The 14,152-nt window shown below is 61.1% G+C and carries 13 protein-coding genes; 5 read left to right on the forward strand and 8 right to left on the reverse strand.

The features are described 5' to 3' along the window. Nucleotides 1-199: 199 nt before the first annotated feature. Both HX855_RS19970 and HX855_RS19975 read left to right on the forward strand, forming a co-directional pair. Nucleotides 200-442, forward strand: a complete 243-nt coding sequence (locus HX855_RS19970) for a hypothetical protein (RefSeq protein ID WP_177084123.1) — start codon at nt 200-202, stop codon at nt 440-442. A 168-nt stretch (nt 443-610) separates the two neighbouring features. Continuing rightward, nucleotides 611-1,402, forward strand: coding sequence for a transporter substrate-binding domain-containing protein (locus tag HX855_RS19975; protein WP_309139794.1), 792 nt, complete (start codon nt 611-613; stop codon nt 1,400-1,402). A 27-nt stretch (nt 1,403-1,429) separates the two neighbouring features. Here the strand turns inward: HX855_RS19975 and HX855_RS19980 are convergent, their stop codons facing one another. The 4 genes from HX855_RS19980 to HX855_RS19995 all read right to left on the reverse strand — a co-directional run bounded on the left by HX855_RS19980 (nt 1,430) and on the right by HX855_RS19995 (nt 4,819). Continuing rightward, nucleotides 1,430-2,173, reverse strand: coding sequence for a YkgJ family cysteine cluster protein (locus HX855_RS19980; RefSeq protein WP_177084125.1), 744 nt, complete (start codon nt 2,171-2,173; stop codon nt 1,430-1,432). A gap of 108 nt (nt 2,174-2,281) precedes the next feature. Next, the gene (locus HX855_RS19985; protein ID WP_177084127.1) at nt 2,282-2,764 is read right to left on the reverse strand and encodes an N-acetyltransferase; all 483 of its coding nucleotides are present in this window, start codon (nt 2,762-2,764) and stop codon (nt 2,282-2,284) included. Between the two features lie 3 nt (nt 2,765-2,767). Next, complete coding sequence (locus HX855_RS19990) at nt 2,768-3,670, reverse strand: chemotaxis protein CheV (protein ID WP_177084129.1); 903 nt, start codon at nt 3,668-3,670, stop codon at nt 2,768-2,770. A 174-nt stretch (nt 3,671-3,844) separates the two neighbouring features. Next, nucleotides 3,845-4,819 carry a D-glycerate dehydrogenase gene (locus HX855_RS19995; RefSeq protein WP_177084131.1) on the reverse strand — a complete coding sequence of 325 codons (975 nt, stop codon included), beginning with the start codon at nt 4,817-4,819 and terminating at the stop codon, nt 3,845-3,847. 349 nt (nt 4,820-5,168) lie between these two features. On the opposite strand from HX855_RS19995, the gene HX855_RS20000 reads away from it, so the two are divergent. From HX855_RS20000 to HX855_RS20010, 3 genes are all read left to right on the forward strand, one after another. Next, nucleotides 5,169-6,491 (forward strand): OprD family porin, encoded by a 1,323-nt coding sequence (locus tag HX855_RS20000; protein WP_177084133.1) that lies wholly within the window; start codon nt 5,169-5,171, stop codon nt 6,489-6,491. A gap of 86 nt (nt 6,492-6,577) precedes the next feature. After that, nucleotides 6,578-8,071, forward strand: a complete 1,494-nt coding sequence (locus HX855_RS20005; protein WP_177084135.1) for a sensor domain-containing diguanylate cyclase — start codon at nt 6,578-6,580, stop codon at nt 8,069-8,071. A 51-nt stretch (nt 8,072-8,122) separates the two neighbouring features. After that, nucleotides 8,123-9,622 (forward strand): diguanylate cyclase, encoded by a 1,500-nt coding sequence (locus HX855_RS20010; protein ID WP_177084137.1) that lies wholly within the window; start codon nt 8,123-8,125, stop codon nt 9,620-9,622. A gap of 98 nt (nt 9,623-9,720) precedes the next feature. On the opposite strand, the gene lpxC is transcribed toward HX855_RS20010, so the two are convergent. The 4 genes from lpxC to HX855_RS20030 all read right to left on the reverse strand — a co-directional run bounded on the left by lpxC (nt 9,721) and on the right by HX855_RS20030 (nt 14,151). Continuing rightward, a complete protein-coding gene (gene lpxC / locus HX855_RS20015; RefSeq protein ID WP_003216227.1) occupies nt 9,721-10,632 on the reverse strand; it encodes a UDP-3-O-acyl-N-acetylglucosamine deacetylase in 912 nt (303 codons plus the stop codon). A 112-nt stretch (nt 10,633-10,744) separates the two neighbouring features. Further along, on the reverse strand, nt 10,745-11,941 hold the full coding sequence (gene ftsZ / locus HX855_RS20020) for a cell division protein FtsZ (protein ID WP_003216225.1): 1,197 nt from the start codon (nt 11,939-11,941) through the stop codon (nt 10,745-10,747). 65 nt (nt 11,942-12,006) lie between these two features. Further along, complete coding sequence (gene ftsA / locus HX855_RS20025) at nt 12,007-13,269, reverse strand: cell division protein FtsA (protein ID WP_088423798.1); 1,263 nt, start codon at nt 13,267-13,269, stop codon at nt 12,007-12,009. Nucleotides 13,270-13,284: 15 nt separating this feature from the next. Beyond that, nucleotides 13,285-14,151, reverse strand: a complete 867-nt coding sequence (locus HX855_RS20030; protein WP_177084139.1) for a cell division protein FtsQ/DivIB — start codon at nt 14,149-14,151, stop codon at nt 13,285-13,287. Between the last annotated feature and the right edge of the window lies 1 nt (nt 14,152).

Genomic DNA, 14,152 nt, shown 5'->3' on the forward strand with positions numbered 1-14,152 from the left:
GGCAAAGGGGTTGGAGAATGAAGGTGCTTTATAGCCCGCCAACCGGGTCAGCAACGTGACTGCTAACTGACAGCGCCGTCAGTAAAGTCCGACCATTCGTACGAGCAGTGGTTAAAGATCCGAGGCGCGCAGGTATACTGCGCGGCGGTGTGGCCCGCAAGTCGGGCCCGCGTCATTTTCAGTACTCCCCGGAGCTTCCATGAATTCCCCGACACAACCCGCTGTTGAAGCGGCCGACATCGACCCACAGGCCAACCCTGACAGCGTCGAAGGCGAAACCAAGGCCGAGATCCCGGCATTCAAGTTTCCGTTCAAGCCGGGCGAACTGGCCGGGGCGAAAAACTCCAGCCAGCCGTGGTACAAAAACGGCGCCAAGAACGGCCACACCAAGAGCCCGGGCATGGCGCCTCCCGGCACCCGTCGTTCGATGGGCAAGCGCTGACCGGTAACAAATCCCTCGCAATCGCGATGAGTGCCTACAACGTTTACTGACGTTTCGCCTTGCAGGTCTGCGTCCAATTCTTGAAAGCTTGCACGACACCCTCTGGCCCCGATTCTTTCTCACGGGGCTGGGCGCGGTGAAGCTGGTTTTCCGGAAAAGGACGTTCCCGTGCTTCTGATACGCACCTGTGTTGCGCTGTTCTTGTCGCTGATGGCCGGCGTGGCCTCCCTCGTTTTGGCCGGTGATCAACCACGGCGCGAAATTCGTTTCGCCGTCGCGGCACAATTCCCCCCCTTCCAGAGCCGCAATGAACAAGGCCAACTTGTCGGGCTGAACATCGAACTGGGCGATGCCTTGTGCATACAGCTCAATGTGCGCTGTACCTGGGTCGACCAGATCCTTGTAGAAGACTTCCCCGCCCTCGAAGCCCGGCAATTCGACGCAATCATGGGCATGGCCCCGACATCGAAGCGCAGACAGTGGGTGAGCTTTACCGATGACCTCTATCCGATCAGCACGTGCCTGGTGGCCCGTAAGACATCCGGTTTGAAGCCCAACGCACGATCGCTGAAGGGCAAGCGCGTAGGCGTGTTGGTGGGCAGCAACCGCGAGGCCTTTGCCCTGAAGAAATGGGCGCCGAAGGGCGTCATCGTCAAGGGGTTCTGGCGCAATGACGAACTGATCCGCAGCCTGTTGGCTGGCGACATTGATGCAACCCTGCAAGGCAAGGTGGAAATCCGCGAGGCGCTGCTCGACACCGCCGACGGCCAGGATTTCGGCTTCCTCGGCTCCGCCGTCTCCATCGAACTGCTGGGCAGCGGCGTGGCAATTGCGCTGCGCAAGCCCGACACCGCCTTGCGCAACGCCCTCAATGGCGCCCTTGAGCAACTGAAGCAGAGTGGCGAATACCAGCGCATCATCCGCCCCTACCGCCTGGACGCACTGCCCTCCCGGCCATAATGGCCCGAACCGGGTCCGTCTTATGCCTCAGGCCGCCCGCAATGAGATAAACGCATAGTTGGCCGGCACCTCAGTGGCAATCCGGGCACCGGCATCCAGCAACTGCTCGGCAATGTCCATCCCGGACACATGGAACACCCATTCATTGGCCTGCACGGCCTCTTGTGTCGCCAACTCGATCGCCTGGGCAAACAGCCCCATGTCCGGCAGGTACGCGGTAAACCCGTCACCCTTGAGGGCCGTGGTGTGAATGCCCAACAACCCACACACCGCTTCCTTGGCCTGGATATCGTCGCGATCAGCCTGGCGTGAGCGGCGGATCAACTCCGCCAGTTCCTGGTCCATCAATTCGCCCCCCACGATCAGCGCCGGGCCCTGCCCCCAGGATTCCGGCGGGCAGTCTTTGGCGCCGGGGTTCAACGGGATATGGGGGTTGATCTCCATCGGGTAGATGCGGCACACCAACGGTCGCCGTTCATAGATGCCGCAGCGGTTGTCTTCGTCAAGATTCCGGCAGCGCCCGGCGTTGTAGGCGGCAAAGGTGATTGCCACATACGCCTCGGTATTGCCGCTGGGCACCACGGCAGAACGGCGTTGTGCGTGCTCGCGCTGCAATTCGGGCAGCCCCAGGCCACTGCCCAGGAACCCTTCTACCAACACGATGACGTTACCGCCGTCAGCCGCCCAACTCCGGGCTTCTTCAAGGGTCAGGGGCACATGGTGGTCGGTGCAGCATTTGCCGCAACCAACGCAGGAAAAGTGGGTATTCATGGAGGATCTGTCACCAGGCAAGGTCAGAAGGCACTCAAGAACGGTGGCGGGTTTTTGCCTCTGTTCACCGTTCAGGTTCTGAGCGAAGCAAGTTATGCGCCAGTGCGTTCAGTCCTCGGGGACAATGTCCCGCAGCACAAACACCATGCCCGCACGCTCATACAGGTGCCGGGCCCGCAGGTTGGACTCCAGCACCTTGAGGTCGACAAACGCTTCGCCGCGCTGCTTGAACACCTGGAACGTGTGCAGCAGCAACGCCCTGCCCAGCCCCATGCCTTGGGCGCAGGGATGAATGGCCAGGTTCTTGATGTAGGCGCTGGTCCAGCATTGCGACACCCCGAGGATGCCACTGGCATTACTGGCCACCAGGCACAGCGTGGGGTCGAACTCGGCGTCGGTGACGAACTGCTGACGCCACTGCTCAAGAGGGCCGACACGTCCGCCGCCTTGTTCCTGGGCCAGGCTCAATACGGCGTGGATCGCCGGGGCCAGTGCGTCGTGGTAATGATCCAGCTGAATATCCGCCGGCCATTGCGGGGCGGGCAGGCTGCCGGTGAGGTCCCGGCGCAGCAGTTGGAAGTATTCACCCACCGGTCAGATGCCCTGTTGCGCCACGGTCTGGGCGGCCACCACCAGGCACTTGGTCAGTTCCGGGGAAGAAAACTTGGTCAGCACCGCATTGGCCCCGGCCAGGCGGGCTTTTTCGCTGTTCATCGCACTGTCCAGAGAGGTGTGCAGCAGCACATAGAGGTCCTGGAAGTCCGGAGTTTCCCGCAGGGTACGGGTGAAGGCATAGCCGTCCATTTCGGACATTTCGATGTCCGAGACCACCACGTTGATTTGCTCGACGGTGCCTTGCAGCTCCAGCAAACGGTCAATCGCTTCCTTGGCGCTGCGGGCGGTGTGGCAGGTGAGACCAAGATTGCGCAAGGTGTGCACCGACTGCTGCAGGGCCACCTGGCTGTCGTCCACCACCAGGATTCGGGCGTGGCCCAGCACTTCGGCTTCTTCCATGCTCAGGTCGGTGGGCGCCGCTTCGATCTGTGCCGGGGCGATGCCATGAATGACTTTTTCGATGTCCAGCACCTGCACCAGCACGCCTTCGACCTGGGTCACGCCGGTGATAAACGAACGCGAGCCACCGGAGCCAAACGGCGGCGGCCGAATGTCGGTGGTCAGGCAGTGCACGATCTTGCTCACCGCCTGCACATGCAAGCCCTGCTTGGAACGGCTCACATCGGTGACGATCAGGCAGCCACCGTCCGGGTCTTGCAGGGGCATTTCCCCCAGCGCCCGGCTCAGGTCGATCACCGACAGGGCAGCACCGCGCAAGGTGGCGATGCCTTTGACGTGGGGGTGCGACTCCGGCAGCTTGGTCAGCGGCGGGCAGGGAATGATTTCACTGACTTTCAGCAGGTTAATCGCCATCAGCTTGCCGCTGCGCAAGGTAAAGAGCAGAAGCGAGAGTGAGTCTGCGCGGGCTTTGGTGGTGGACATAAAAACCTTCTGTGGATCAGGGATGACGATCTATAGACCGTTATCGACTTGCACGCTGAAAACTGTAGGAGCGGGCTTGCCCGCGAAAAACGTCAACGATAACGCGGACAGCCTGAATAAACCCAGCGCACTCAGGTTCTTCGCGAGCAAGCTCGCTCCTGCAAAGAGCAGTGATCAGCCCTTCCACACCTGCGGATTGACCAGATCCTGCGGGCGTTGGCCCAGCAGTGCACTGCGCAGGTTGTCCAGGGCACGGTTGGCCATGGCTTCACGGGTTTCATTCGTGGCCGAGCCAATGTGCGGCAACGTCACGGCGTTGCTCAGCTGGAACAGTGGCGACTCGGCCAGCGGCTCCTGCTCGTACACATCCAGGCCCGCGCCACGGATGGTCTGGTTTTGCAGGGCTTCGATCAGTGCCGGCTCATCCACCACCGGGCCACGGGAGATGTTCACCAGGATCGCGCTGGATTTCATCAGCCCCAACTCGCGATGGCTGATCAGGTGACGGGTTTTCTCGCTCAGCGGTACCACCAGACAGACGAAATCTGCCTCGGCCAGCAACTGATCCAGGCTGCGGAACTGCGCACCGAGTTCCTGCTCCAGTCCGGTCTTGCGGCTGTTGCCGCTGTACAGAATGGGCATATTGAAGCCCAGGCGACCACGGCGGGCGACGGCCGCGCCGATGTTGCCCATGCCCACGATGCCCAGGGTCTTGCCGTGTACGTCGCAGCCAAACAACGGCGCGCCGACGCTGGCTTTCCACTGGCCGGCCTTGGTCCAGGCATCCAGTTCGGCGACACGGCGCGCGCTGCTCATCAGCAGGGCGAAGGCCAGGTCGGCGGTGCTTTCGGTGAGCACATCGGGGGTGTTGGTGAGCATGATCCCGCGCTCGTTGAAATACGCCACGTCGTAGTTGTCGTAACCCACCGACACGCTGGAGACCACTTCCAGCTTGCTCGCGCCTTCCAGTTGCGCACGGCCCAATTTGCGGCCTACGCCGATCAGGCCGTGGGCATGGGGCAAGGCTTCGTTGAACTGGGCGTTGATGTCCCCCAGCTTGGGGTTGGGGGATATGACGTCGAAATCTTGTTGCAGGCGTTCGATCATTTCCGGGGTGACGCGGCTGAAGGCGAGGACAGTCTTTTTCATGGAAGGCGGGCTCATCGACGACGTGGGAATGGCAAGCACGCTAACATTCTTGGATGGGGTTGTCAGGACGCCCCTTATCCACAGGCCTGGACTGTTGCGATTTGGGTAACAGTCATTATCTTGTTACACTCTGTACCGCACCGCTCACCTGCGCTAATTTGTCGCATCGATGAGCGTGGCGGTTAAGACTGACCTGCTCTCCCCCGATTCCCCTCGACTTATTTCCAGGGCTCTACACTGGGAATCTGTCTTAAAGCCGCTGAGTTAAGCGGCTTTTTTTTGCCCTGAAAAAAGGCCAGGAACCCCAACAACACTGGCCAGTTTCGATTGACCCAAAGGAGCTCCACCGGTGAAGACCTCGCTGACGTTCACCCCGTTATTCCTCGCGATTGCTGCAACGATCGCTCCCCTTGCCCACGGGGCAGACACCCCAACCGCCGACGGTTTCGTCGAAGGTTCCAGCTTCAAGATCAACACCCGCAACTACTACATGAACCGCAACCGGCGCGACATTCACACCGATGACAGCAAGGAGTGGGGCCAGGGCTTCATCGGGATCTTCGAGTCCGGCTACACCCCGGGCACCGTCGGCTTCGGCCTGGACGCCAACGCCATGCTCGGCCTCAAGCTTGACGGCGGTGGCGGCACCGACGGTTCCAGCATCCTGCCGGTGAGCTCCGGCAACGGCAAAGCCCCCGGCTCGTTCTCCACCGCCGGCGCCACCTTGAAAATGCGCGCCTTCGACACGGAGTTAAAAGCCGGCGACCTGTTCCTCAACAACCCGGTGATCGCCGGCGGCATGACCCGCATGCTGCCCCAGAGCTTCCGCGGCGTGAGCCTGGCCAACCACAGCGTCGACGGCTGGCTGTTCGAAGGCGGCCAGGCCAGTTTCACCAAGCTCTACAACCAAAGTGGCCATCGGCGTATCGGCACCAGCTACGGCGCGCTGCCCAGTGGCGAAGACAGCCAGCACCTGGACTGGGCCGGCGTGTCCTTCAGCGGCATGCCGGGGCTGACCAGCAACCTGTATGCGTCTGAACTGAAGGACATCTGGAACCAGTACTACTATGACCTGGACTACACTTGGCAGCTCAATGAACTGGTCAGCCTCAACCCGGGCCTGCACTACTACCACACCCAGGAAACCGGCAAGGCCCTGCTGGGCAATATCGACAACAACACCTACAGCCTGCATTTCACCGTGGGCGTGGGCCATCACAGCGTCACCGCCGCCTACCAGCGGGTCAACGGCAACACCCCGTTCGACTACATCAGCCAGGGCGACAGCATCTACCTGGACAACTCCCAGCAATACTCGGACTTCAACGGCCCCAACGAACGCTCGTGGAAACTCAAGTACGCCTATGACTTTGTCGGGCTGGGCCTGCCGGGCCTGACCTCGGCCGTGTCGTACATCAGCGGCAAGACCGACCTGACCACGGTCGACCCGGACAGCCGTGGCTATTCCTCCTGGTACAGCGCCGACGGCAAGAACGCCAAGCACTGGGAGCGGGACATCGACCTCAAGTACGTGGTGCAGGGCGGCAAGGCCAAGGACTTGGCCGTGCGCCTGCAATGGGCGACCAATCGCGGCGGCAATGGCTACGCGGCGGTGGACCGGGACGTGGATGAATACCGGGTGATCGTCGACTACCCGATTGACGTTTTTTAACGTTCAGGCTTTCTTTTTGCGGCGACGACTTATTTTTCACAGCATGGAACTAAACTGCCAGCATCTTGAGTGCCGAAGCCAGTCCCATGAGTCAACGCCGCGCCTTCACCCTGCCTGCACGCCCGGAGCTTTTGCTGATTCTGGGCAGTGGCCTGACCGTCACACTGATCGTGATCATCGTCGCCGTCCTGCTGATTCGTGAACACGCCAGCGCCCTGCAGGCAGCCAAGCGCTCCACCAGCAACATCACCCAACTGATCAACGCCGATGTGCTGCGCAACGTCGAACTCTACGACCTGGCCTTGAACGGCCTGATCACCGCGACCACCCGCGGTGACTTGCCCCGGGTTTCGGCCGAAGTGCTGCATATGGTGCAGTTCGACCAGTCCACGGCGGCGCCTTTCAAAGGCGAGGTGCTGCTGCTGGATAAGGCTGGCGACGTCACCGCCGATTCCTCCACGCTGACACCCACGCCGCGCAACTTCGCCAACCGCGACTATTTCAAGGTGCACCAGCAGAACCCCGATGCCGGGCTGTTCATCAGCCGTCCGTTCAAGATTCGTTGCGACTGCGATCAAGTCTGGCGCATTGCGTTCAGCCGCCGGGTACCCGGGCCGGGCGGCGAGTTTGCCGGTGTGGCGGTGGCAACCATGCGCCTGGCGTACTTTGACCAACTGTTCAACAGCCTCACCATCGGCAGCGGCAGCACCATCAACCTGCTGAACAACGACGGCATTCTGCTGGCCCAGCAACCCTTGCTCGAAAGCAACCTGATCAACAAGGACCTGAGCGCGCGGCCGAACTTCAAAAGAATGCTGCGCGAAGGCAGTGGCAGTTTCAGCGGCGTCTCCGCCATCAACGGTTCGCGACGGCTTTACACCTTCACAAGCGTAGGTGCGCTGCCGCTGATTGTGGTGGTGGCACTGTCCAGCGATGACGTGTTTGCCGCCTGGAAACGCGCCACGCTGTTGATCAGTGGCGCCACCGGTGTGCTGTGTGTCGGCCTGTTATGGCTGACCTGGATGCTGCGCCTGGAACTGCGCCGCCGCTACCGCGCCGAAAAGGTCTTGTCGGAACTGGCATCCACCGACGCCCTTACCGGCCTGGCCAACCGCCGCACCCTCGACCAGCGCCTGCGCCTGGAATGGGAGCGTGCCCAGCGCTCCGGTGAGCCCCTGGCTCTGCTGATGATCGACGTCGACCACTTCAAGGCCTTCAACGACCGGCATGGTCATCAGGGCGGTGACGAGGCCTTGCGCAATGTGGCCCGGGTCATCGGCGGCAATATCCGCCGCCCTGCCGACCTCGCCGCCCGTTACGGCGGTGAGGAATTCGCGGTGATCCTCCCGGATACCGACGACGATGGCGCGAGCATTATCGCCGAGCATATCCGCAGTGCCGTGGAGCACTTGCCACCCGCGGACGGGGACGCACTGTCAGTCACCGTCAGCATCGGCGTCAGTACCTGGGACAAACACAGCCGTAGCTCACGGGAAGCACTGCTGCTGAACGCCGACCGGGCGCTGTATGAAGCCAAGCACTCCGGGCGCAACCGTATCGTTCACAGCCAGCCCACATAAGCGGCGATCAGGAACTACGCTAAAGGCGTCCTCGACGCAGAAGTACGCCCGATGAGCCCAGGCACCACCCGTCCGCCCCGCCCTTCCCGCCGTCCGGAATTGCTGCTGGTTATCGGCAGTTGCGTCACGGTACTGCTGATCATGACGGTGGTGGCGGCGCTACTGATTCGCGAGCACGCCAGCACCTTGCAGGCGGCCCAGCGCACGGCCAATAACATCACCCAACTGATCGACGCCGATGTGCTGCGCAATGTCGAGCTGTATGACTTGTCGATCAAAGGCCTGATCGCCGCCACCGAGCGCAGCGATTTGGCCGGGGTATCGGCCAGCATCCGCCACCTGGTGCTGTTCGACCGCTCGGAAGCCGCGCCGTACAAGGGCGATATCCTGCTGCTGGACAAGGACGGCCAGGTGATTGCCGACTCTTCGCTGCTGACCCCCGTTGCGGCCAACTTCGCCGACCGCGACTACTTTCAGGCTCACCGACAAAACCCCGACCTGGGGCTGTTCATCAGCCGGCCTTTCGCGGCGCGCTGTGTGTGCGACGACCAATGGCGCATCGCATTCAGCCGTCGGGTTTCCGGGCCCGACGGGCGGTTCCTCGGGGTTGCAGTGGCCTCCATGCGTCTTTCGTATTTCCAGCAACTGTTCCGCAGCCTGAATATCGGCAACGACAGCACCATCAACCTGATCAACCAGCAAGGCATCCTTTTGGCCCAACAGCCCTTGCTGGAACGGGACATGATCGACAAGGACCTCAGCCAGCGCCCAAACGTCGCGCGCATCCTGCAGGAGCGCGACGGCAGCTTCCAGGGCACCTCCAGTGTGGACGAAGAAGACCGTCTCTACACCTTCTCCAAGGTGGGGAATTTGCCGCTGGTGGTGGTCGTAGCCCTGTCCACGAATGAAATATTTGCGCCCTGGAAGCGTGCGGCGCTGGTGATCAGCGGTGCCACCGGGATTTTGTGCATCGGCCTGCTGTGGCTGACCTGGATGCTCTGCATGGAGCTGCGCCGGCGCCACCGTGCTGAACAGGTGCTGTCAGAACTGGCAGCCACCGACGCCCTTACCGGCCTGGCCAACCGCCGTACCCTGGACCATCGCCTGCGCCTTGAATGGGACCGTGCCCAGCGCTCAGGCGACCCGTTGACCGTGCTGATGATCGATGTGGACCACTTCAAGGCCTTCAACGACCGGCATGGCCATCAAGGGGGCGACGAGGCATTGCGCACGGTGGCGCAGGTGGTCGAGGGCAATATCCGCCGCCCTGCCGACCTCGCGGCCCGCTATGGCGGCGAGGAATTTGCGGTGGTGCTGCCGCATACCGACAGCCAGGGTGCGTTGTTGATTGCCGAACATATCCGCAGCAGCGTCGAGCACCTGCCACGGGTAGGCGAGGATACGATGCCGATTACCGTCAGCATTGGCCTGAGCACCTGGACCAAAAAAAGCCGCGCCACGCTGGAAGCGTTGCTGCTCAGCGCGGATCAGGCGTTGTATGAGGCCAAGCACAGCGGGCGTAACCGGATCGTTGATGCTGCCACGCTGTGATTGTGGCAAGCGAGCCACAGGTGTTCACCTGACTTGGAGGCATAAAAAAAGGCCACCCGAAGGCAGCCTTTAAAAACAAAAGGAAAGAGAGTTGTTACTTACACCGCCGCGACGGGACGCATGTAAGAGATCGGTGCGGTGCTGGCATCTTCGAAGGTCACGACTTCCCACGCATCTGTCTGTGCAATCAGCTTGCGCAGCAGTTGGTTGTTCAGTGCATGGCCCGACTTGAAGCCTTTGAACTCGCCTATCAGGCTATTGCCCAGCAGGTAGAGGTCACCGATTGCATCGAGGATCTTGTGCTTCACGAATTCGTCTTCATAGCGAAGGCCGTCTTCGTTCAATACACCATCCGCGTCGACCACAATGGCGTTTTCAACGCTGCCGCCGAGTGCGAGGTTGTGCTTGCGCAGGTACTCGATGTCACTCATGAAACCAAAGGTACGGGCGCGGCTGACTTCTTTTACGAACGAAGTGCTGGAAAAATCCACGCTTGCACTTTGGGTGCGGTCACGGAATACCGGGTGATCGAAATCGATCTCAAAGCTCACTTTAAAGCCTTCGAACGGGACGAAGGTGGCGCGCTTGTCGCCGTCTTCTACTGTCACTTCCCGCAGAATGCGAATGAACTTCTTGGCTGCGTCCTGTTCTTCCAGGCCGGCAGATTGAATCAAGAATACGAAGGGTCCGGCGCTGCCATCCATGATTGGGACTTCGGACGCGGAGAGCTCGACGTAGGCGTTATCGATGCCCAGACCGGCCATGGCCGAGAGCAAGTGCTCCACCGTGTCCACTTTGACGTCACCGTTGACCAACGTGGTCGACATCGTGGTCTCGCCAACATTTTCCGCGCGAGCAGGAATCTGCACCACAGGGTCCAGGTCGGCACGAACAAACACGATGCCGGTGTCGACAGGTGCGGGCTTGAGGGTCAGGTATACCTTCTCCCCGGAGTGCAGACCTACACCTGTGGCACGGATAATATTCTTCAGGGTGCGTTGTTTAATCATGGCTTGGACCGCTTCAGCGCAAATTGCGAACTGGTATCAACAAAGGCTGGCGATAATAGCAGACCAGACCTTTGCTGAACACCAATCACCTTCATAGCCCTGATACATTCCATTAATCGGCCTGACGACGCAGGAAAGCCGGGATGTCCAGGTAGTCCAGGTCATCTTGCGGATTCGGGCTACGGGACGCAGCAGCACCGGCCTGAGCCTGGTTGCGCATCACGGTCGGACGATCCAGGTCACGGTAGTTCACAGACGGCAGTTCCTGGCGCGAAGGCGCTGGAGCGGCAGCTTGCTGGCTGGCGTGGCTGGTATGGACGGTATTGTCGATCACCTTCACAGGCTTCTCGATTTTTGCACCCAGGCCGGTCGCAACAACGGTCACGTGCAGTTCGTCGCGCATGTCTGGATCGATTACGGTACCGACCTTGACCATGGCGTGCTCGGAAGCGAAGGCTTCAATGATGCTACCCACGTCGGAGTACTCACCCAGGGACAGGTCAGGACCGGCGGTGATGTTCACCAGGATGCCGCGTGCACCTTGCAGGTTCACGTCTTCCAGCAACGGGTTGCGGATGGCCGCTTCAGTGGCTTCACGTGCACGGTTCGGACCGCTGGCGCAGCCAGTGCCCATCATCGCCATGCCCATTTCGCTCATCACGGTACGTACGTCGGCAAAGTCGACGTTGATCATGCCCGGACGCTTGATGATGTCGGAGATACCGCGAACGGCACCGGCCAATACATCGTCAGCCTTGGCGAAAGCCGACAGCAGGCTGGCGTCCTTACCGAGGATGGTCAGCAGCTTCTCGTTGGGAATGGTGATCAACGAGTCGACGCTTTCGGACAGCAGACGGATGCCTTCATCGGCGATCTGCATGCGCTTGCGACCTTCGAACGGGAACGGACGGGTCACGACGGCAACCGTCAGGATCCCCATTTCCTTGGCCACTTCGGCAATGATCGGCGCAGCACCGGTACCGGTACCACCGCCCATGCCCGTGGTGATGAACACCATGTTGGTGCCTTGCAGCACTTCAGCAATGCGCTCGCGGTCTTCCAGAGCGGCTTGACGGCCGACTTCCGGATTCGCGCCGGCACCCAAGCCCTTGGTCACGGCTGTGCCCAATTGCAGGATGGTGCGTGCACCGATGCTTTTCAGGGCCTGGGCGTCAGTGTTGGCGCAGATGAATTCAACGCCTTCAATGTTGCTTTTGACCATGTGGTTGACAGCGTTGCCGCCGCCACCGCCGACGCCGATCACTTTGATGACCGGGCTTGCGGGGATGTTGTCTACGAGTTCGAACATTTTCCCTCTCCTTTCATTTCTCTAGTTTTTTCGCCTACTGCTTGAAACGGTGTTGCGGTAAATCTTTAGAAATTGCCTTTCACCCAAGCCTGCAACCGCTCGAACAACGGCGCTTTCGCTTCGTCGTCGCTTCTGTAGCTGTCACGGTTGCTCGGGCCCGACAGGGAAATGCCGTCGGTCTGCTTTTGCAGCCCGTACAACAGCAAGCCCACACCGGTGGAATAAATCGGGTTGCGCACCACGTCGCCCAGGCCTTTCACGCCATGGGGCACGCCCAGGCGGACCGGCATGTGGAAGATTTCCTCGGCCAGTTCGACCGCGCCTTCCATCTTCGAGGTGCCACCGGTCAGCACGATGCCGGCCGGGATCAAATCTTCGTAGCCGCTGCGACGCAGTTCAGCCTGGATCAGGGTGAACAGCTCGTCGTAGCGTGGCTCGACCACTTCGGCCAAGGCCTGGCGCGACAGTTCGCGCGGTGGACGGTCGCCCACGCTCGGCACCTTGATGGTTTCGCCGGCACCGGCCAGCTTGGCCAGGGCGCAGGCGTAACGGATCTTGATTTCCTCGGCGTACTGGGTCGGTGTGCGCAACGCCATGGCGATGTCGTTGGTCACCTGGTCACCGGCAATCGGGATCACGGCGGTGTGACGGATCGCACCCTCGGTGAAGATTGCGATGTCCGTGGTGCCGCCGCCGATGTCCACCAGGCACACGCCCAGTTCTTTTTCGTCGTCGGTCAGTACCGAGTAGGCCGACGCCAGTTGCTCGAGAATGATGTCGTCGATTTCCAGGCCACAGCGGCGCACGCATTTTTCAATGTTCTGTGCAGCGTTGACGGCGCAGGTCACCACGTGAACCTTGGCTTCCAGACGTACGCCCGACATGCCCAGGGGCTCACGAACGCCTTCCTGGTTATCGATCACGTAGTCCTGCGGCAGGGTGTGCAGCACGCGCTGGTCAGCCGGGATCGCCACGGCTTGCGCCGCGTCGAGCACCCGTTCCAGGTCAGCGGCGCTGACTTCACGGTCACGAATCGCCACGATGCCGTGGGAGTTCAGGCTGCGAATGTGGTTGCCGGCCACGCCGACAAAGGCCGAGTGAATCCGGCAACCGGCCATCAGCTGCGCTTCTTCAATGGCGCGCTGGATCGATTGCACGGTGGATTCAATATTCACCACCACGCCCTTCTTCAGGCCCCGGGACGGATGCGTGCCGATTCCGACGATTTCCAGCGTGCCGTCGTCCGCGACCTCGCCTACCAGCGCCACCACCTTGGAGGTGCCGATATCCAGACCGACGATCATTTTGCCGCTTTGCACGTTTGCCATGGGTCCTGCCTCTTCTTAATTCTTCGCGACAGCAGGTTGCGCTGCCGTGGGCGCCGCAGGGGCCCGCCAGCCAACGGCAAGGCCGTTGGCGTAACGCAGGTCGATGCTCGCAATGTTCGTAATCTGTTCTTTCAAGGTCTTTTCATAGATGGCGATAAAACGGCGCATCTTTTCCACCAGGTTGCCGCGTCCCAGCAACAACTCGATGCCCGGGCCGGAACTGCCTGCGCCCGTGGTCAAAAACCAGCTGCCCCGCTCGCGCAATTCCAGTCGCGCAATCGAGAAACCCAATGGCCGCAGCATCTGGCTCAACGCCTGGTACTGCTGCATCACTTGCTGTTGCGCCCGCTGCGGCCCGAACAGCTGCGGCAGGTGCTCGTAATTCGCCACTTCACGCGGGGCAAACGCCTGGCCCTGGTTGTTCAACAACTGGCCATCCCCCCAGCGGGCGACCGGCAGTTGTTCTTCCAGGCGGATCGTCACTTGATCCGGCCACACACGACGGACTTCAGCGTGGGCAATCCAGGGCATCTGCTCCAGTTCGGACCGCATGCCGGCCAGGTCGACGGTGAAGAAGCTCGACGCCACAAAAGGCGCGATTCGCTGCTGCACGGCTTGCTGGCTGATGTAGCTCAGGTCGCCTTGCACGCTGATCTTGGTGATCGGCCGGTCGGCATACGGCAGCAGGCGCTGGGCGCCTTCATACGTACCAAAACCCAATGCCACCAGAATCACCGGCCAGAACAGGGCCTTGAGAAAACCAAAGTTGGCTTTCGGCATGCGCGCCGACATCGGCTCTTTAGCCACCATTCGGCTGGCACCCCGCGGCACCGGCTTGCGGCCGGGAGCGGGTTGCTGATGACGAAGCGATGCGCCGTTCATG

Source organism: Pseudomonas sp. IPO3778, assembly GCF_013386825.1.
Taxonomy (GTDB): domain Bacteria; phylum Pseudomonadota; class Gammaproteobacteria; order Pseudomonadales; family Pseudomonadaceae; genus Aquipseudomonas.